We start from the raw sequence: 21,526 nt of genomic DNA on the forward strand, positions 1-21,526 counted from the left end.
ATTCTCCAGGCGTATACATTTACCTCTTGTGTAGCCTCCGAGACACATTGGACCGCCGCTTCCCATAGTCGGGCGCAAATCACGCAACGCTTCAAAAGCGTATAAAATTGGAGAGACCCAAATTTCGGTATTATTTTATTGATCAGCATTTGCTGAAACAAGAAAAGGCGCCTGCGCGCCTTTCCCGTTGTTTCAGATTTTGGGCAAACTTCACTTAGACGTGAGAAATGTTTGCCGCGTGCTTGTCGTCGTCGAAGAGGATCTTGACCGCTTCAGTGTGATTCTGAAGCACCGCAACGTCCTTCCAGCTGTCGGTCGCGACCTGCACGCTAACCGTCGTGTCGTTCCCGGCGATGGTGGTGCGGACATTCGCAGCGGCCTCTTCACCGGTTGCCTGGTGACCAAGCAAGGTGTCGAGAAGCTTCGAAACGTCCACCGCATCGCCTTCGCTCGACTTGTAGTCGGTGATGACGTCGGCCATGTCGAGTTCGTGCAGCGCCGAAGGATCGAGCACGAACGTATCCGCGCCGGCACCGCCGGTCATCTGGGTCAGGCCCGGCATGGCGGCGAGGATATCGTCACCGTCCGTTCCGACCAGCACGTGGTCGGGTCCATCGCTCAACAGAGTGTCGAACCCGACCTCCACGAAGGAGCCGGTCGAACCGTCGGCATAGGTGAACGTGCCTTCAGCAAACAGCGCCTGGCCGTCGATATAACCTTCCGCACTGTCGGCATCGAGCGAAATGCCGGTGATGCCGTAGTCGTGAAGGCCCTTCAGCTCGCCAGCGTCGCTGATACCGTTGCCGTTTGCATCCTGCCAGACCAGCAGCTTGTCGAAGCCCGTGTCGGAAGCATCGATCTTGCCGTCATGATTGACGTCAAGCGTCGAAAGCGCCGCCACACCGCCGGCATGCGCGCCACCGGCAAAGTTCGGGGTGAAGATTTCCGAACCGTTGTCGATCTTGCCGTTGCCATCGACATCATAGGCCAGGATGCCGTCGGTCTTGGTCCAGGCGACCTGATCCTTGTGGCCATCGGCATCGATGTCGAACTTCACGCCGTCATCGGCCGAGGTGAAGGTGAAGCCGTTGTGGTCGAGATCGAGGATGATGGGGTCTGTGGCGCCTACAAAGTTCTCAGACGTGAGCGAACCGTATCCAACGCCGACAAGCGTCATCACGTGCTCCACTACAATATCGCTTGCATGCTGACTGCTACCATTGCTCACGGGATTGTTGGGATCTGAGATTTTCACTGCATAAATACCAGCATCCGCGTTATTGGCCCCACTGGAATATACGATGAATGTGTAATTCCCAGCCGCCGGAAAATTCTTCGTAGCACTAGCAATAAACCCTTCGATCGTAGAGCTGTTGGAATCACCTGAAAGGTTCGATGTAACAACCTGACTATAAAGCAACTGAACAATCTTCACGCCAGCGTTAATGTCGGTATTCGGAGAAACGACACTCTGGAACGCCCCGTCCGAAATAATTGCCCCATCCTCTCTAATCACAACAACGTCTGTGGCACCAAAATTACTGACCGTCGCAGCTGTGGTTCCAGAGGGATTAATTCCGTTCCCGTCATCGTAAACGATCTTACCGTAATTCGTCATATCAACAGTTGCCTGCCCTGTGACGGTGATCACGTTATTCTGATCATCCACCGGGGTAACAGTGACATTGACTGTAGCCGTTGCCGCCGGCGAGCCATCTTCGTTCCCGTCCTCCAGGCTGACGCCGAAGGAACCGGAAGTGGTTTCCGACCCGTCATGCCTGAAGCTGACAAGGTTGTCGGCAAGCTGCTGACCTGTAAACGAGGACGCCACAAGACCGTTGACGAGGACCGAACCATTGGTTGGAGCCGTGACGGTAAAGATCACACCCGTGCCAATGTCATCCGGATCGCTGAAACCAAGATCCTGAGAGGTTACGGCAACAGTCGCACCTTCGTTGACAGCAAGCGCAAGGTCGCCGGTGATAACAGGCGCTTCGTTGACGTTGGTCAGCTGCACGCTGAATGTCTCGGAATAGCTGCCGTTCTTGCTGTCCGTCACGAGCACCGAGAGGTCGATTGACGGGGTCGTCTCGTAGTCAAGAACCGCACCCGCAGCGACAGTGATCTCGCCGGTCGAGGTATTGATCACGAACCTGCCGTCTGCCGACGTCAGCGACGTCGAGCTGTCGGCGAGGAGGAAGGCATAGCTCAGCGGGTCGATCGAACCGTTGACATCGACGCCCTGAACACTTCCGACAACCGTGCCCGCAGCCGAATTCTCGGCGACGGTAAGACCCAACGTCGTCAGGTCAGTCGGCGCCTCCTCGATCAACTGGGCTGCAGTGACCGTGCCGTCGGCGAACCGGAAGCTCTCGACGCCGGTCGCCTTGAGGACCGGGCCGCCGTTTGGCAGGGAGATCGTGAACTCGCCGCTGACCGGATCCTGCGTGACGATCACGTCCTTCCAGACGGTTTCTCCGCCCTCGTTACCGATGACAAGCACGTCGGCTCCACCGGCGCCCTTGACGACTACGCTATGGCCGGACGTCAGCTCCGAAACGTCGAAGGTTTCATCGCCCTCTCCGCCTTCATAGGTGATGGTCGAGGTAAGCAGCGAAGTACCCGCAAAGTTGCCGTTGACGGCAAGAGTATCAGCGCCGCCGCCGCCCTGGATGACGATATCTTCGATCTCCTTGACCGCGGCGGCCAGCGCGCCGTTCACGGTCAGCAGAATTTCGGCCGGACCGATATATTCCGCCCCGGAGTGGGCGGCGTTATAGGCCGCGACGCTCCAGATCGCATACTGCTCGTCTGCCGAGGAACCGACAACGCGCAGCAGGTCGCGACCGCCGACGAGTTCGGCACCGCCATCGATGACATCCAGGCCGTCGCCGACGGACCACTGGATCGTGTCGTCGCCATCGCCGCCATTGATGATGTCGTTGCCCTTGCCGCCGATCAGCGTATCGTTGCCGTCCTCGCCGTAGAGCTGGTCGGCACCGCCGCCGCCTTCGACATGGTCGTTGCCGGCGCCCGCGAAGATGATGTCGTCGCCGGCATCTGCCGGGTCCGGGTTGCTGTCGTCTTCGCCGTAGAGCCAGTCGCCGCCGGAGCCGCCATAGATAAGGTCGTTGCCGCCTTCACCCTTGGCGGTACCGCCGCCATTGCCGAGGATGAGCACGTCATCACCGGCACCGGCATAGAGGCCGTCACTGACATTGTCGTCGCCACCGATGAGCAGGTCGTTGCCCGCGCCGCCAAGAAGCGTATCGGAGCCTGCGCCGCCCTTGAGGATGTTGTCGTTTCCATTGCCAGCCAAAATATCGTTGCCGGCGCCGCCCGTCAGGTTTTCGATATCGACAAGCGTATCCGTTCCGACCGCATCATTGGCAGCGTTACTATCGATTGCGCTGTGCGCCGGGATAATGGCCGGCCAGGTTGCGGCGTCGCCGAGGTTGGCGAGCACGCCCGTTGTCAGCGACGAGTAGTCCGCGGTGTCACCACCGACAGCGGAAGCAATGATCGCCGCGGCATCGCCCGATGCCGGGTTGAGCGGCTTGTTGAAGCCGACCGTTCCGTTGCTGCCGCCGTCAAGCAGATCGCCGCCCTTGCCACCGATCAACGTATCGTTGTCGGCGCCGCCATAGATGCTATCGGCACCGATCGAGCCGGTGATGGTGTCGTTGCCGTCCCCACCGTCCAGTATCAGCGATACCGGCGGCTGCGGATTCTGGACATTGGGAGTGTTGGCCGCACTGGCATCGATGACGTCGTTACCGCCCTTGCCCTCAATGATCAGCTCCGAAGTGCTGATGCCGGAGATCCACGGCATGCCGCTGCCATGGACATGCAGCAGACTGGAATCTCCTTGGATCATGATCGTCTCGGCGTCATCCTGGCCGCGGACGGTGATCCGGTCGGCGCCATCGGCCTGATAGATGATAGCCGTTTCGACGTTGGTAGCGGTGACATCGATAATACCGTCGCCATCGACATCAACGGTAAAGCCGGTCGCGGTAAGCGACACAATGGCGGATTCCGCCGTGGCTCTGCCATTGGTCAGCAGAACGTCAGAGCTGCTGCCGCCATCGATGGTGTCGATACCATCGCCGATGGTATAGTTGAAGGTATCGCCACCGGTCCCGCCGTTGATCGTGTCATTGCCAAGACCACCGGTAATATTGTCACTTCCGCTGCCGCCATCGATCTGATCGTCGCCGGCACCGCCCCAGATTTCGTCGCTGCCGGCACCGCCTTCGAGGATGTCGTTGCCGCCGAGGCCGGAGATCAGGTCGTTGCCGTCCCCGCCGTTGATGATATCGGCGGAATTCGAGCCGCCGAGGGTGTCATCGCCGTTACCGCCTTCGAGGGTGATCGGTCCGCCGTCCGCGGTGGAGCCTGCAGCCAGAAGAATGACGTCGTTGCCATCGGTACCGACGATCTTCTCGACGCCGGCAAGGTAGCCGGGAGCCGTGCTGTAGTCGGCCACGAAGCCCGGTTTGCCGTCCCGCTCGAGGATGATCGTGTCGCTTCCTGTACCGCCGACCACCTTATCGGCCGTGCCGGCAAGACCGGCGATGCTGACCGCCAGGAGGCTGCCGTCGCCGAGTTGGATATTGCGGGTACCGGAACCGGTGACGTCCGCACCGAGGACGAAGGTGTCGTTGCCTGCGCCGCCGTTAAGCGTATCGCTGCCCATCACGCCCTTGATGACGTTGGCACCATCATTGCCGAGGATCGTGTTCGCCTGGCCGTCGCCGATGACGTTGATCGGAGCATCGCCCTGCAGGGTGATGTCCTGGGCACCGTTCAAGGTCAGCACGATGCCGGTGTCTTCAGCTCCGCCGACGACCGTCAGGTTGTTCTTGGTGATCGTCGCCAGTTCATTGGTAACTGTACCGACCAGCTCGATGCGGTAGCCCGCAAGTGTGGTCGATGCGTCGTTGGCCTGCTGGATGGTGTCGTAGGTGCCGATGAGATTGGCGCCGTTGAAGACACGAATCGGATCGGTCAGGTCAAGCACGACACCGTTGGCGAACTGGATCAGTTCGATGCCGAACAGGCGATCGACGTTCAGGCCAGGCCCGGTGGTGCCGCCAAATTCGACGGCGCCTGACTTGGCCAGAACTTCCCAGGTCTGGAAAGCCGCGTTCCAGGTGACTTCATAGTTGGAAGGATCACTTCCAAACATCGCCTTGTCCTGCTCGCCGGCCTTTGCATAGAGGTCGTCGCCGACATTGGTCGTGCCGTTGCCGAACAGGTTGTCGGAATGCTTGCCGCCCCAGAACACGTCGTTGTCGGCTCCGCCGATCAGCGTGTCGGCACCCGCGCCGCCCCTGAGGGTATCGATGCCTACGCCACCCGTGATGACGTCATTGCCCTTGCCACCCGTAATGGTGTCGTTGCCGTTGCCGCCGTTGATGGTCACTCCACCATTGGCCTGATCGCTGAGGTAGTCGTCGCGCAGGGTAATGGTGTCGTTGCCGTCCGTGCCGACGATTTCTTCGACACGGCTGATGGTGGTGACGTTGCCATCGAGCAGGAAGCCCTGCGAGCCGGTGGTCAGGACAATCTTGTCGTAATCGGCACCGCCGTCGATGCTGTCCAGCGTTGTGGCCAGGCCGCCGACGGTCTGGTCTGCCCCCAGGTTGATGACGTCGTTGCCGGCTCCGCCTTCGATAATGTCGGCGCCGAGGCCGCCCGTGAGGGTGTCGTTGCCTTCACCACCCCTGGCCGTATCCTTGCCGGCGCCGCCGATGAAGCTGTCATTGCCTTCGTTGCCGTCGAAGACCACGGAGACGGGATTTGCGGAGGTGATGCCGCTCGCATCGACCACGTCGCCCGTCGTCGAATTGCTGCCCGTCACATGGATCGTGTTCGGCAGAACCGCAGAGCCGGCAAGGCTGCCGACATTGACGGTGATTGCGCCGCTGCCAGCGACGATGTCGATGCCTTCGATTTCGTCGGCACGGATCGCGGCGCTGCTCGGGCCGTTATAGCTTACCGCGATATCAGCGGCATTGCCGGCTCCCGCATTGATCGACGGACCACCGGAAGCAATACCGATGTTGAAGGTGCGAGCCTGAGCGTCACCCTCCACACGCAGAACGTCGTAGTTCGGAGATGTTGCGGATGTTTCCGTACCGCCGTTGACGCGGTCATTGCCATCGCCGACCTTGTAGATGAACAGGTCGTTGCCGGCGCCGCCTTCGAGCGTGTCGTCGCCTCCGTTGCCGATGATGGTGTCGTTGCCGTCACCACCCCGGATCGTGTTGGCCTGGTTGCTGCCAACCAGGATGTCGTTGCCGTCACCACCGGTGACGTTGCCGATACCATTCATCCGGTCGATGCCGAGAACCTTGTCGGTAACTCCAGCAAGGTCGGTCGCCGTATCGCCGGCCACCGTCTGGCCGTTCACGGTGACGGAGCTGTCACCCAGATTGACGAATACGCCGGAGTTGAGGTCGTCATAGCTGATGTCATTGCCGTTATTGGTGACATTACCGGCGGCATCCACACGGACCGTGAAGCTGGCATTGTCGCCGTCGCCATCGCTGTCGGTTGCCGTGTAGAGGAACCGCAGATCCAGATAGGCGTCATCATTGCTGATCGGCGCGCCATGATCCAGCGGCTGATGCAGTGTGAACGTGTAGCTTCCGCTGCCATTGTCGCTGAGCGACACTTCGAACACGCGATTGGCCGCGATTGCCGGATCGCCGTTGACATAGGCAACCAGGACACCCGCCAGCAAGGCGTAAGACAGGGTCTGCCCGTTGGATGTCAGCGTGATCGGCTGGCCGGCTGCGTTGGTGATGTTGGCGGCCGGAGTTGCGTTGGCGAAGGCCACCGAGCGGTTTGCGCTTCCGCTGTTGCTGTCGTCACTCTTCCAATCGATGCCGAGCGAGACATTGCTGACCGCCGGGCTGCCGTTGTCCTCTTCGAGCGTCCGGCGCGAAGGCGTGTCGGCTTCCGGCGCGTCGTCGACGATGGTGACAGCGAACGAACCGGGGGCCGTATCGCCATCACTGTCCTTGGCCGTGAAGCCGAAGTTCAGCGTTGCGCTGGAACCGTTGGCACCCAGGTGATCGATATTGTCATTGAGGATGAAAGTGTAAGAGCCGTCACCCGAGTCGGAGAGCGAGACGGTGAAAACGGTGGTAGCACCTGCCGTGGCAGTCAGCACGGTTCCATCGGGCGACAGCGTATACATGATCGCCGTGCCGTCATGGGTCAGACCCGAGTCTGCACCGTTGAGAGCGGCATTGAAGGTCACGGAGCGGTTGGCCGAGCCGGAATTGTTGTCGTCGGCACCCCAGTTGATGTTGAGATCGCCGCGCTGGATCGTCGAATAATCGGTGTCGGCCAGGAATGCGTCGCCGAGATCTGTCGGCAGATTGTTCTCGTTGACGGTCTCGTTTTCGACGACGCCAACCGAAGGCCCACCATCCGCGATGGTGACGTTGAAGCTGCCGGCCGCTTCGTCGTTGTCGGAATCTTCCGCGATAAAGTTGAAGCTGAGCGTCTTGCTCGCCGCATCTGCACCGGTGTGGTCGATATTATCGTACAACCTGAACGTATACTGACCCGAGCCATTGTCGTCGAGAGAAACAGTGAAGATGATCCGGGTGCCGAAGCCGCTGCCGGTATAGGCAGTCAGCGTCGTGCCATCGACATCATACCTGATGGTCTCGCCGTTGGAGGTCAGGCCCGAAGGCGCACTGTTGGCACCGAAACGGACGGAGACGTCCGGGCCAAAACTGGCGTCGCGGTTGTCCGCACCCCAATGAATGTCGAGGTTGCCGCGCTGGACGGTGGAGTTGTCGGTATCGGCGTTTGCTTCGTCGCCCTGAGTGTAGGGCAGATTGACTTCCGAGACGGTTTCCGCCTCCGGCGAACCGATATACGGCGCGTCGTCGTCGATAGTCACCCGAACGGTACCGCTTGCCGGGTCACCGTCGCCATCCCGGATGGTGAAGTTGAAGTCGATATTGATATCGTCTTCCTTGTTCGCGCCGGTCGTGGTGCTGTGATCCAGCGGCCGCTCAAGCGTGAAGGTGTATGCACCTGTGGAAACATCCGTCACCTTCAGCGTGAACACAACCGGACCGGAATTACCGGCGGTCGCCGTCAGCGTGTTGGTGCTGTTGTCCCACGCGTAGCTGAGGCTGGTGCCGAACGACTTCAATCCGAGGCTTGCAAGATTGCTTGTCTGGAAGACGATGTTCGTCGCTTCACCGGCCAGACCGTCCGTGCCGAAATTGTAGCTGAGGTTTGCGCTGGCGGTCTTGGAGTTGGAAACGGCGTCATCCGTATAGGCAGCATATCCGCCATTGCCGCTGGAGAGACCGTCCTCGTCGACGGTCACGCCCGTCTGCGTCGGAGAAACGGTCGGCGCATCGTCCCGAACCTTGATGTCGAGAGCGGTCGATGTCGTCGCATGTGCCGTATCGCCTTCGCGATCGGAAATCGTCGTCGTGACGTAGACGCCGTTGACGCTGACGGTTTCGTTCGAATTGGCGGGGTCGCCATGCTTGATCGGCTGGTACTGGGCCATCGAAACCGTACCGTTGCCATCGATCGACAGGGCGAACACGACGGTAGCACCGACCTTGCCGACCACCAGGTTACCTTCGGTGTAGAGCTTTACATCCGAGCCATTGAGCGTCTGGATGCCGGAGCTTTCACCATTGAATACACTACCGTCAGCTTTCGTCAGAGCCAGGGACTGAGAGCCGGCCCCGTCGGCGCCGTAGCTGTTGCCGGCCGTCGAAACCATATTCGCCTGCTGCGACCAGCCGAGAGCCGTGCCGAGGCTGGAGAACGCGCTCGGAGGTGCACCCGTCACATCGTCCGTGCCGGCGTCGGCGCCCGCCGTCTCGTCGCCCAGAAGGGTGTTGCCGGCAACGGTCACGACGCTTGCAATTGGCGCATCGTCATCGATCGTCACGGTGAAGCTGCCGCGGCCGGTCGGATCGCCGTCGGAGTCCGTCGCGCGGAAGTTGAAGGTGAGGTCGAGATTGTCTTCGGCATTCGCGCCGCTGTGGTCGAGATTGCCGAGAAGATCGAACTTGTAGCTGCCGTTTGCCGCGGTCGGATCGAGAGTGACCTTGAAGACCTGGTTTGCGGCAGTATTCGGATCAGTACCGTCCTTGTAGGCCGTCAGGACATAGCCGCCATTCCAGTTGCCCGAAGCATCGCGCAAGTAATCGATGCGATAGTCGAGCGAGGCGCCGTCCGACCTCAGGTTCGCGAACGCGGAACCGAGATAGCTCGATACGTTGTTGTCGCTGATCTTGCCGGTGCCGATTTCGATGACAAAGCCACCGCTGGCACGCACGAAATTGATCTCGCGACCGATCGGATCGTCATCGTAGTCGCGGTTGTCGCCCAGATACTCGGACTTGATGTCCGCATCCGCACCCCAGTTGACACCGAGGCTGACGGCGCCCGTCGTCGTCGATGTACCGGCGAGGTCCGCATTGGTGCCCGTAGCACCCGGATAGCTCTCGCCGGCATTGCCGCCGAGGCCGTCTTCGTCCACGGACGAAGCAGCGACGCTGGTGAGCGAGGGAGTGTCGTCATCGATCGAAACGTAGAACGAGCCGTCGGCATCATCGCCATCGCCGTCGACCGCAGTGAAGTCGAAGCCGAGCGTGATCTTGCCGCCCTGGAAACCGCTATGGTCGAGATTGTCGATCAGCGTGAAGGTATAGGAACCGGAACCCTGGTCGGACAGGCCGACGGTAAAGACCGCGGCACCTGCCTTGTCGGCACCGAGATTTTCACCGTTTGCGCCGACGTAGTGGCCGCCCTCGTAGCGATAGGCGGTCAGCAAGGTGCCGTTCAAGCTGGTCTCGTAACGGATCGCATGACCATTGGAGGTCAGGCCGTTCGGAGCGGAATTGCCGTCGAAGACGACATAACGGTCGCCATCCGCATTGGACTGACCACCATCGGCAACCGCGTTACCCCGGTCAGCGCCCCAGAAGATGTTGAGCGAGTTGGTCGAAGCACCGGCGGCCGTACCGATATCGTCTTCGTCCACGCCGCTGGAGCTCGGGAAGAGGCTCAGGACCGGCGTATCGTCATCGATCGATACGGAGAAGCTCTTGGTGACCTGATCGCCATCCGCATCCCGCGCGACGAACTGGAAGTTCAGGTCGGTATTGTTTTCTTCATTGCCACGTGCCTGGTCGATATTGTCGAGCAGCGTGAAGGTGTAGGAGCCGGAGCCCGCATCCGAAAGCGAGACCTTGAAGACTGCCGCCGAAGCCTTCGATGCCGCATCGACGACGTTGCCGTCGGCGTCATAGTAGCTGCCGTTCTGCTGGCGGTATGCAACGAGTTCGGTGCCGTTCGCGCCAACTTCGTAAACGATCTTGAAGCCGTTCGAGGTCAGGTCCGTCGGGACGGAATTGGTGCCGAAGACAACCGAGCGATCGCCCGCAACCTGCGCGCCGACGTAGCCGCCGTTGACGTTTTTGTTCGCGTCATCCGCGCCCCAGGAAATGTTGAGGTTGCGGGTCGTGACCGTATCGACCAGCAGCGAATCCCCGCCCCAGAAGAGCGGACCTGGATTGCCGGCACCGGATGCGAGCTGCGGGTAACCGTCTTCATCGACATCGCCGCTCTGCGGGTTGCCGACGACAAGCTGGTCATCCGCGATCGTGACCGTCGCGGTCCCGACTGCCGCGTGGTCGCCGTCCGCATCCGTTCCAACGAACTTGAACGACAGGGTTGCGGAATTCGAGCCTTCGGCGTGATCGAGTTCGTTGAAGATCTCGACCGTGTAGGAGCCCTTCGAGGACGTCGGATCGAGAACGATCTGGAAAACCTTGGTTTCCGTGCCCTGGACGTAGGCGGTCAGCGTCTGGCCGCCGTTGACGTCGCTCGTCAGCACGTAGCTCAGCGCATTGCCGCCCGAGGTCAGCGCGCCGCCGGTGATGCTCAGGCCGAAGGTCGAAGCATCGGTCGTGGTGATGGTTGAAGCAATGGTCCCGGCAGAGTTAGCGAAACCGACGGTGCGGCCATAGGTGTCGCCGACGCCACGAACGTCGTCGTCGGCACCCCAGGAAATGCCGAGCGAAACGGCACTCGTCTTGCGGATATCCGCCGACGTCGCGTCCGTCGTCGAATAGGTCGAGACATCGTCTTCGTTGAGGCCGGCACTGACGCCGACAGCGCCCTGGATCGGCGTATCGTCGATCACCGATACGGTGAAGGAGCCGCCAACGCTATCGCCATCGGAATCGGTCGCGGTGAAGCCGAAATCGAGATCAATCTTGTTTTCGCTGCCACCGGCCGGGTGATCGAGCGTCGCATTGAGAGTGAAGTCGTAGCGGCCGGCACCGAGGAAGCCATCATCGCTCACGGTAACGGTAAAGACGACCGTGCCGCCTTCGAAGTTTTCGCCGGTATAACCGATCAAAGTACGGCCGTCGTCAGCAAGATGATATTTGACATCTTCGCCGTTTGACTTAAGCGCCACATCATTGCCATAGGTCGCCACAGCGCCTTCGACGATGCCACCGAAGACAACGGAGCGATCGTTGAGGCCGGCGCCCGGCGTCGGGTTATTGTTGTCGGCACCCCAGAGAATGCCGAGCGAACCGAAGGAGGACTTCTGGGTCACGTCGATCGTGGCACCCAAGAACTTGAAGTCAGCATCGCCGGAACCGGCCGTATCCTCATTCCCGCCAGGCAGTTCTTCTTCTTCGACGGCGCTGCTGGTGGCACCGAGCCACACAGGGGCGTCGTCCGCCACAACGATCGAGAAGCCGCCATCGACGGCATCGCCGTCGGAATCGGTCGCGGTAAAGCCGAAATTGAGGGTGAGCTGATCGACGGCTTCGCCGTCGGCACGATGATCCAGATTGCCCAGCAGCTCGAACTTGGCGTTCCCGCCTTCGGTCGTCGGGTCGAGCGTCAGCTTGAAGACCGCGTCACCATGCGTGTTGTAGATGGTGACCGTTTCACCGCCATTGGGGAGCGAGGTGACCTCACCTGCCTGCAGCGCGTAACCGTCTGATGTCAGGCCTGCAAGGGCTGATGAAAGTCCGCTGAAGCTCAGCGCACGGTGTGTGGTCGCACCGGCATCGCCGACCTTCGCATCGTCAGCGCCCCAGGAGATACCCAGTTCAGCAGAGCTGGTCCGAGATTCCCTAGGCCAATCGCTGCCAAGCGGGAGATCGTCTTCATCTACGCCGCTGAGCTCGACCGGCTTCCCAACAGTCGGGATGTCGTCAACAACGCTGACGGTGAACGTGCTGGACGACGTGTCGCCGTCCGCATCCGTCGCCGTGTAGTTGAAGGTCAGCGTCAACGAATTCTCTTCGCCGCCTTCCGCATGATCAAGCGGTTTGACCAGGTAAAAGTTATATTCACCATTATTTTGATCGGAAAGCGTAGCGTAAAACACCACGTTGCCGGCACCTTCACCCTCTGCCGAGGTCGGAGCCGTTTCACCGGTGTAACCGACCAACGTACCATCTCCGAGAACGACGGTATGAACGGCAAGACCGAGCGAGGTCAGCGATTCGCCGTATTCGCCGGCAACCGCGACATTGTCATTCGTGAAAGCAACCGAGCGGTCGTTCGTACCGCCAGCGTTTGCGGAGTCCGCCCCCAGTGAATGTTGAGGGAAACATGCTCGACGGAAGCGCTGATATTATTCGGCTCCTCCTCGCTTTCATTGTTTCCGCCGTTGACGGATTCGTCCTCGACCGTGGAAGCATTGCCAGCAACGGCAACCGGGCCGTCATCACCAATCTCGATCGAGAACGAACCGGTATCGGAATCGCCATCCTTGTCTGTGACCGTGAACGTAAAGTTCAGTCGCAGGGCGTCATCGGCACCGATCTCGCCGAGATCCGGATGGTCGAGAGGCTGCGACTGCGTGTAGGTAAAGGCGCCGGTGATCGGGTTGGTGACCGTCAGCGTGAAAACGGTGACCGTGGTCTCGCCAACGGTGATCGTGCCGGTGACCGTCAGGCCGTCAGCCGAGGTCGACACCGTGACCGGCTGACCGCCGGACGTGAGCGGCGCAGCAACACCGCTGCCGGTCCCTTCCGCCATGTCGGAAGTGCTCTGGTAATTCACCGAGGAGACAATGCCGAAATCGTCACCACCGTCGAAAGCGAGCGTGCCCGTGATCGTCTCGTTGCCGACGACGTCATCGGCCAGAACCGATTCGGAGAAGATGAACGGCGACCCCATGTCGAAGGCGTCCGGCTGATCGTCCGCCGCCGTCCGGTCATCAAGCCCTCCGCCATCGCCAAATTCCGTGTCGCCGAGCAGCGAGGCGAGCTGAATGGGGTCGTTCTGGCTCTGCTGGATCGAATCTTCGAAGTCAGCGCCGGAGCTGTCCGGGCGCCCGCTGGCGCTGAAGGATCCGTCCGGGCCGGCTGCGACGTTGATGCCGCTGTCTTCCAGGGCCGCGAAGAGCACCTGCTGGGGGACCTCCACCTCGCCGATCAGCATCGTCGGGATCTTGGCCGCGCCGTTGACGATGACGATCTCGGTTCCGTCCGCCTGCACCAGGATGAGGTTGGCGCCATCGACCCGAATATCGTCGATCGACACGCTCGTCGCCAGGTGAACGATGTTGTTGGCGTCCGGGGCCACTTCCGCAGCCGGGGCCGCGGGAGCAGCGGCCGGCGCATTCGGATCGGTCGGTATGCGGTTCGTTGTCGGCGTGCGGCTATCACCGGCCTGCGCCACCTGGATCTCATGCTCGATCGGAGAAGGCGTAGAAGAGGCTGCGATCTCTTCCTGGATTTCCGACGAGAAATTCTCAGTCAGATTTTCTTCCGAGATGTTCGACAGGCGCGGATCTTCAACGGACATGACTCTAACCCCCAATAAAAACTGTGCCGCAATCAACTCCGCCCCCAAATATAAAGCAAGACTTCCTTAACCTTCGGGATATAGCCGGTTATGTGCGGGGGAGGGAATTATTCACAGAAGGTTAACTGCGGCGGCAGAAGACGCATTAAAGCCACACATCTTGCCCTATCGGCCGGAAAACATGGTTTCCCAGGAGATAATAGGGGTGGTTGTTATGATCAGCCGATGGGCCTGATCGAAGATCTCGCGCCTCGGGTGATCGATTCGCCTGTGAAAGGGTGCTGATTCGGGTCCCAGACTCGGCTGCCGGTTACGACGGCTGCGCAATAGGGATGACCATTGAAGAGACCGAGCGAAATATACATCGCTGAAGTTCAATGAAGCGGCGCATTGCGTTTGCTTTGGAAATCCTGCAGGACAAAAGACTGGACAGCCAACATCTTGCTGATCAGGCAATTCCTCAAGAATAGAGGAATGACCATCCAATCTATACTCTTTAAAATTTTAATAAAATCCGGCCCTGTTGCCGCGGAACGCCTGCCCTCCGGCGGGACCCGGCTGGTGAGATGCAAGCGCTCTACGGGCGTAGCGGCGAAGTTTGCAGGATGTATTCGTCATATTCTCGATACCGGGCGATCCCAAGCCAACGACGCAATCGCCGGGTAAGGGAATCGAACATCGCCAGCGGCATGCCCTGAGCCAGGAAGTGGTCGCGGAACACAAAGACGGAGATGCAGGCGGGAAGCGTCTGGGGCTGGAGCCATGAAATGTCCTCGCGCAGTTGCGAGCTATATTTCTTGGCAGCCACACGGTAGGGGGAAAGTTCCATGGACACCGCGTCGTAATAGGCGCGTAGGTTTCGCTCCCTCAAAGCACTCCAAAACGTATACTTGGCTTTCACTCGCGTCCAAGGCTTGACACCCATTGCATGAATGAAGTGTGGATGCCCGCGCAGCAGGCATTGCAGGCGTTCAAACGGGGTCCAGCCGGCAGGACCGAAGCACTGGGCGATATCCAACCCTCGGCGTAGCAATTTGAGGGGGATGCCGGCAAATCTTTCGGAGCCAAGGAGAGCGGTAAACACCTCCTGATCGCCAAGCATGTGCATGGGCCGTTCCGCAGCCTGCTTGGCTTGCGCCTGCCGATAGCTTGGGTGGTGCAGAAGCTCGGCCCAGGCTTCAAGAAGTTGCCGATGATCTTCTGTCACCCTCAGGATGCCGGTGTTCACCGTTGCGGTCAGGGCACGTCCCGGTTTCATGCCCCAATGCAGGGTACGCTTTGTGCTTCCTTGCTGCTGCGCCCAGTAGGTCTCTTCCGTAGCGACAAGAATGTCACGAGGCAGGTTGTCCAGCCCGGCCGTTCCGGCGCCCATCCAGAGTATGTCGGAATCGAACCAAAAAACCTCCGAATGCCCGAGATCGAGAAGGCGAAGCAGCGCCGCCGGCTTCACATCGAAACCGCCGATCTCGTTGCCATCGAAGACCAGTTCCCGGATGAAGGGGAAATCTGCCATCCAAGCCCTGAAGTTCTCGGGCAGGGAGCGGTGACCGACATACAATACCGCCCCGGGAAAGCGGTTCATCAGACTGAGCAAGCTGAGCTTGACCCCCGTGAAATGATAGGGCCTGTCCTCGTAGACACAAATCGCACGCGTCGGCTCGGCTGGCGGGACTGTCATCACTTACCTCCAACGTTCAAGACGACCTGTCCTGCCCGTTCGTCCGGATTGACATCGTCGTCTTCGGCGGTCGTCATCCGGTTTTTGATCGCCACGGCGTAAAGCTGGATTATGTGCGTGATCTTGTCGTCCCAATCAAAGTGCCTAAGCACCTTCGCGCGGCCGGCTTTCCCAAGGCCACGCCGTAGGTTCACGTCGTCGGAAAGACGCTGCATCGCCTCGGCGAATCCTGCGACAATGTCGTCTCGGGACGTCGGCGGAACGAGGACGCCGCATTCATCGTCCAGATAGTCTTCAGGCCCGCCCCACTTTGTCGCGATGACGGGTAAACCTACGGCCATGGCTTCAAGAACGACGGCACCGCCGCATTCGTGAATACTTGGCATGACGAAAACATCCGACTGCTGCAGAACCCTTGCACAGTCCCGTTGAGGCAAAAAACCGAGAAAGCGTACCCGGTCGGCCAATCCCATGGCCTCAACCAGCGCTTCGAGCTTACCGCGCATCGGTCCGTCACCGACAATATCCAGTTCCACGGGTTCCCGGCTTTTGACCCGTCCTAACGCCATCAGGAGAAGATCCGCCGCCTTCCAGTCCACCAGTCTCCCCAGATAGACGAAACGAACCGGCTTCCCCGACGGGTCCTCGGCGTAGCTGCGCGGCGTCCAGAGCTCGGCGTCGATGCCGTTCTCCACAAGCATCGCCGCCGTGCCGCCGATATTCGTGGGTAGCACTGCGCGGGTTCTCTCGTTGGCCGCCAATAGCAGCGCCGCTTCTCGCTTGCCGCGCATTAAAAGATGCATGCCGTCTGACAAACGCCGCCCGACCTTAAACAGAAAATCACCCCAACCACTTGTCCTGCCCTTCGGGTGAACGCCAGGCGGATAGGACATGTTGCCGTTCATGGGTCCGATAACCACCGGCGCACCCACGTTGACGATGAGGGACGGCTCACGCGGGGAGACGGGAATTGGTTGGTGCACCACTTGAATACCCAGCTTGTGCACCAGCTCGCGAGTTATGCGCCGCGCGGTCATCTGCGTGGCAACGCGGCTGATATAGCCGACGCTGATGTTGGCGAGTGAGTCAGGCAAGCGCTGCCCCAGCTTCCACATCAGGATATTCAGCCAGGTGTCGCTGATGAAATGCATGTGGCTGACGGCGTCGGGTGCGTGAGAAGTCAGTTCATCCCGGGTACGTTCATGAGCGACAAGCCAGGTCTCTATGCCCCGGGCGCGCAATCGGGTGAAATAATGCCACGGAAGGGAAGCTTCGCCACCGAACTTCAGGGAGGCGTGTTCAGCGACAATCAGTACCTTATCGATCGAGCTCATGTGCTAACCTTGCGAAGACATCGCCGCCATTTTCTGGCACCCCTGATATTTGAGCAACGCCCACTAATGCATCCTGCGGCTACACCTAAAGAAGGTGAGAGACGCCTTCAGTGGCGCAAGCCATGGCTCATGGGCGCCCGAAGCTCAATCGCGAGCGACAATCGGCGGCATTCCCGCCCTGTCCGGCGGCCATCTCGGCATAAAGGGGACGATGCCAGAACATGCAGCGATCGTGCTGATACGCTCGAACCCGAGAAGCTTTTGCAAGGCAATGACCTCGGGCACGCCGACGGTCCGGGTTTTCCATTGGCCTTTGTTTGACAGCCACATCTCGGAGACGCGAAGGTTACGCCTTTTGTACATGATGCTGGACAGGATCTCCGGCGTTTATTCTTCCGGGTCGCATTTATCTATGTGTAGAAACTGTCCCCTTGCTCAATAAAGATGGAATTCACATGACGGCGATGCGTACCATCATCCTGTCCCTGGCGTGGCTGATGTCGGACACGGCGTCTTCACAGGAGATCAGCCCAGGCGAAGCCCCGCTAAAGTCGGCTCAGATCTTTTTCACCGGACATAGCCTGATCGATAATCCCCTGCCCAACTGGGTCGAGATGATCGCCAAAAGCCGCGGTAAAAGTATTGCCTGGGAACAGCAGATCGTCATTGGATCCCCGCTGAGGTACAGGACGCGGGGTGACAACGACCAGGATTTGAGCTGGGCCGGATATAGATACGGGAAGAACCGCAATGGTGATCGGATGGATGTCGTCGAGGAATTGCTCCGGCCGCGACGCATCGCCACTGGCCGCCCTTACGACACCGTTGTCGCGGCGGAAAACCACCATTTACTGAACATGATCGTCTGGGAAAACGCGATTGGCTATCTGCGCCATTTTCACGACCGCCTGCTTGACGGCAACCCGAAGGGCCGAACCCTTTATGTCCACACCTGGCTTGGCATCGACAAGGACAATCCGTCTCCCTGGTTGGAACACGAGACAAATTCATCGGTCGTATGGCAATGCGTAACGGAGAAAGTGAAGCTGACGTTGCAGGCGGAAAAGCGCCCGGCCAATCTCTTCGTCGTGCCTGCCGGAACGGCTCTCGTGGAATTGGTGAAAAAGACGCTTGATGGAGAGGTCGTCGGCCTGACCGGAACCACCAGGGAAAAGCTCAATCGGATATTCCGCGACGATGTCCATCTGACCGACATGGGCGTCTATTTTGTAGCCGCGGTCCATTATGCCTCGATCTATCGCCAATCACCCGAGGGCGCCGCAGCACCGCCAACCGTGCCACGGGATCTTGCCAGCGAGCTGCAGAAGATTGCATGGACGGTAACCCGCGATTTTCTGAAGCGGGAAAGCTCGCAGCCGCCGAACATGGCGGAATGCCGGCGAGTCATCGTCGAAAAAGTCTGCCGAAGCTTCTGGGCGCAGGTCGGCGAACCGAACGAGGCGGGTCGCTGCCAGAGTTATTTCGCCGAAATCCATCCGAACCCCGGGGGCAACCCCTTCATCTGGCCGGACCCGAACTGGAAGGCTCTGCCGAAGCCAAGCCCCTAGCGCCGTCGCCCATCCCCACGATGGGGATGTCCGTCGGAGCTTGATGAGCGCATCTGATTTGCCACGACACAGGAAGTCGATCTCACAGGCGCGGTTCACCGGACCTCTTTCCGGTATCACCCAGCTGTCAGATAGGAGACGAACAGATGAACTATCAATGTTCGAACTGGCGCGCTGCGCCGCTCTCATGTCTTTCGCTAGATGCAATGGCATATGCACGACCACCCGCCTCGACAGACTGTCCTTGTCGAGAGCTTTTCAGGCCAGGACGCAGTGCCGCTGCAATGCCCCTGTCGGCCATGATGTGGTTTTATGGTATCCTTCACGCAGCTGCGAAGGCTCGACTTCGCAGCCGTGATATCTCGGGTCGGTCCGCCAGGTAAGCGTGGAACGGCTAGTTAGCCGCTCCGTATGGGAAGAGATCGTTGAGTTTGTAGGCGACCTCGGTACGGTTCGTCGCTTTCAGCTTCTTCATGATGTTGCGGATATGGACCTTGACGGTGCTTTCCCGCAGATTGAGCTCGTAGGCGATGATCTTGTTGGCCTTGCCCTTGCGAAGGGCTTCGACCACCGCTTCCTGGCGCAGGGTGAACATTCCCGAAAGCGGCCGGTGTTCCGCCGCCGACGTCGCAGCGCTGACCAGGTGCCGCATGGAGAGAACGCTGCTTGCCGGAACGAAAATCCCGCCGGCAACGGCCAGGCCGATCGCTTCCACGCAGACGCCGATGCCGACGCAGGAGGGAATGAAACCTCGAGCCCCATATTCCAACATCTTCACGACCTGTGCGAGATCGTCGGAGTCGGAGAGTACGATGATCGGCGGCGACTTGAACTCGGTCGTCATTTTCGAAATGTCGCTCGCAAGTGCGGCATCATCGGCCTTTCGGCTGCCTATATTGAATAGGACGGCCTGCACCGGCGGATAGAGATCTTTTTCCAGCTTCCATTCTTCGATGGAGCCGACGGCGCAGACATCCATCTCGAGGCCACGCCCGATGAGGGCTTTGGCAAGGCATTCGCGATCAAGCGCTCTCGCGTCGATGATCACAAGGCATCCATCGTGGTTCGCTCCCTCGCTGCCTCGATCATCTCTTTCGGCGAGCTTCGGGATATCATTCATAATGCGAAAGGATTCTGCCACAGCAGGAGAACGGCTGTAGCCGCTTGGTGTGGAACTCATCTTACCCCCTTACCTGAAGTCTAGGATAGATTGTCCTCTTCAGGAACCGCAACTATAAGTACGCCAACAGACTGTCTTTACACCTTTCAACCTTTTATTAAGGTCAATATACAGCAGATACGTAATTTAGTCTATCCGCAAGTAAGCAGATAGATAAAAATATTTATCAAAGCGGCGAGCTAAGTTCCGATAAGGAATTGGATATCCGCTTATAGTTAACGTGCACGTCAAAATGCTCCCATAAAGCTCGACCCTAGCCCTCCCCGAGATCTTTCGGATACCTGCCCCGTTCCGACGCAACAAGTTGCGTTTCGGGGCAGCCGCCGCCACGGACTGGAAGCCATCGAAATCCGGGCAGATTCGGCGCGCGGTAGCTCCACAGGCCGGTATATCAAGCCAGTGGAACTGGAGGTTTCGGGCCGCTCCCGGCTAAAATAGCGGGCCGGCATTGTGGAGGATGCCCGTTACAATACTTCCAGCCAGATAGCCCAGAGGCCACGCCAACAACACACCTGCTTCATAGAGGAAATTGTTGAGGCCGTGGCGGTGATTGAAGTAAAGAATTGCAGGAAAGACCGGCAGTCCGTAAAGGGCGGCCGCCCATACCGCGCCCTCGAACCCGAACAGGTAATAACCGAGCGGCAGGCATATGAAGCTTGAAACCGCACGAATGAAATTCATGACCGTTTGATTGCGCGGCTCGTTGACGGCGAGATAAATCGCAGACAGGGGACCGAAGCGCATGATGAGAAGGCTGAACGACAATATCTGGATGATTGGGGCGGCATCTCGATAGCGATCATCATAGAGCGCATCGATGATTGCCGCACCGCTCGAATAGATTGCACCCGCACTTCCGATGAAGACGAGATCCAGCGGAAGCCGCATTTTCCAGAACATCGAGCTGAGCTGCTCCGGGCGCTCCCTTGCGATCCTGCCCAGGGCTGGCATTGCCACGTTTGAAAACAGCCTGCCACCGGCACCTTCCAGCATCGAAATGAGATTGAAGGCCAGGCTATAGAAGCCAAGCATGAGGGGGCTGGCCCACCCGGCGAGAAAGATGCGGTCTCCGTTGGCCGCTATCATCGTCAGGATCGACGACAGCATGATCCAGCGGCCAAATCGAATAAGGTCCCTTATCGCCGCAGCTTCCCAGTAGAGGCTGTTATGCTGACCCGGCAGCCATACGTGACTGAGAATGGTGGTCGTCAATGCGGCTAGAAGCGTCGATGCGACGAATGACCAGATCGAGCCGGTGTACCAGGCAAGCGATATCGCCACCGCCAGATTCACGATCTGAGCCACTATCTCGATAAAAGTCACGCGCCCAAGATCAAGGTGCCGGAACGCGGAAATCAGCTTGGTGGATTGCAGCCCCATAATCACGGTACAGAAAGACATTCCCATCACGATGGCTGGCAACGAAGTGACCGTGTAGACCGATCCGGCCGGGAACAGCCCATACTCGGCGGCACGCCCGATGCCGATCGCTATCAGGACGCAAGTAAACCAGATCAGGCAGCCGTGGATGATCTGCAGCGTCCAAGCGGTATCAAGATAGGATTGGTCGTCGCCAAATTGGCTCTGTATGGCTGCGGGCCTGAGCCCGAGATCAGACAACATGGCGACCGACACCTGAATCATAGTGGCGACCGCCATAATTCCGAACATTTCCGGTATCAGCAGCCTCGTCAGTACCAGATTACTTGCGATGCGTATTAACTGCGAAAGGAGATAACCCATCATCGACCAACCCGCGGCCTGGATGATGGTAGTGCGAAGACGCCGTTTCGGGGGCTGCTGAGCCGTCACAGGTAAAGAGTCCGGAAGCAACCGGTCCCTGGCCTGAGGGGAAGAAACCTGCTTCCAGTCCGAGGGAACGATCGCTTCAGTCACAGAATACTCCACGTTCTTTGGGAAG

The 21,526-nt window shown here is 59.3% G+C and carries 7 protein-coding genes; 1 reads left to right on the forward strand and 6 read right to left on the reverse strand.

Features of this window, described 5'->3' with window-relative positions; translation table 11 throughout:
* Nucleotides 1-214: 214 nt before the first annotated feature.
* From ACSQ8R_RS16210 to ACSQ8R_RS16225, 4 genes are all read right to left on the reverse strand, one after another.
* Nucleotides 215-12,481 (reverse strand): T1SS-143 repeat domain-containing protein, encoded by a 12,267-nt coding sequence (locus ACSQ8R_RS16210; RefSeq protein ID WP_436254325.1) that lies wholly within the window; start codon nucleotides 12,479-12,481, stop codon nucleotides 215-217.
* Nucleotides 12,482-12,528: 47 nt separating this feature from the next.
* The gene (locus ACSQ8R_RS16215; protein ID WP_436254326.1) at nucleotides 12,529-13,845 is read right to left on the reverse strand and encodes a DUF5801 repeats-in-toxin domain-containing protein; all 1,317 of its coding nucleotides are present in this window, start codon (nucleotides 13,843-13,845) and stop codon (nucleotides 12,529-12,531) included.
* Between the two features lie 577 nt (nucleotides 13,846-14,422).
* Nucleotides 14,423-15,523 (reverse strand): hypothetical protein, encoded by a 1,101-nt coding sequence (locus tag ACSQ8R_RS16220; RefSeq protein ID WP_436254327.1) that lies wholly within the window; start codon nucleotides 15,521-15,523, stop codon nucleotides 14,423-14,425.
* A complete protein-coding gene (locus ACSQ8R_RS16225) occupies nucleotides 15,523-16,857 on the reverse strand; it encodes a glycosyltransferase family 4 protein (protein ID WP_436254328.1) in 1,335 nt (444 codons plus the stop codon). Before ACSQ8R_RS16225 ends, ACSQ8R_RS16220 begins: the two co-directional genes overlap by 1 nt.
* 455 nt (nucleotides 16,858-17,312) lie before the next feature.
* Here ACSQ8R_RS16225 and ACSQ8R_RS16230 point away from each other — a divergent pair, with 455 nt between their 5' ends.
* Nucleotides 17,313-18,425, forward strand: a complete 1,113-nt coding sequence (locus tag ACSQ8R_RS16230) for a hypothetical protein (RefSeq protein WP_436254329.1) — start codon at nucleotides 17,313-17,315, stop codon at nucleotides 18,423-18,425.
* 394 nt (nucleotides 18,426-18,819) lie between these two features.
* Here ACSQ8R_RS16230 and ACSQ8R_RS16235 read toward each other — a convergent pair whose 3' ends face one another.
* On the reverse strand, nucleotides 18,820-19,605 hold the full coding sequence (locus tag ACSQ8R_RS16235) for a LuxR C-terminal-related transcriptional regulator (protein ID WP_436254330.1): 786 nt from the start codon (nucleotides 19,603-19,605) through the stop codon (nucleotides 18,820-18,822).
* A 429-nt stretch (nucleotides 19,606-20,034) separates the two neighbouring features.
* Nucleotides 20,035-21,501 carry an oligosaccharide flippase family protein gene (locus ACSQ8R_RS16240; protein WP_436254331.1) on the reverse strand — a complete coding sequence of 489 codons (1,467 nt, stop codon included), beginning with the start codon at nucleotides 21,499-21,501 and terminating at the stop codon, nucleotides 20,035-20,037.
* Nucleotides 21,502-21,526 lie beyond the last annotated feature (25 nt).

Source organism: Neorhizobium sp. LjRoot104, from assembly GCF_964253725.1.
Classification (GTDB): domain Bacteria; phylum Pseudomonadota; class Alphaproteobacteria; order Rhizobiales; family Rhizobiaceae; genus Neorhizobium.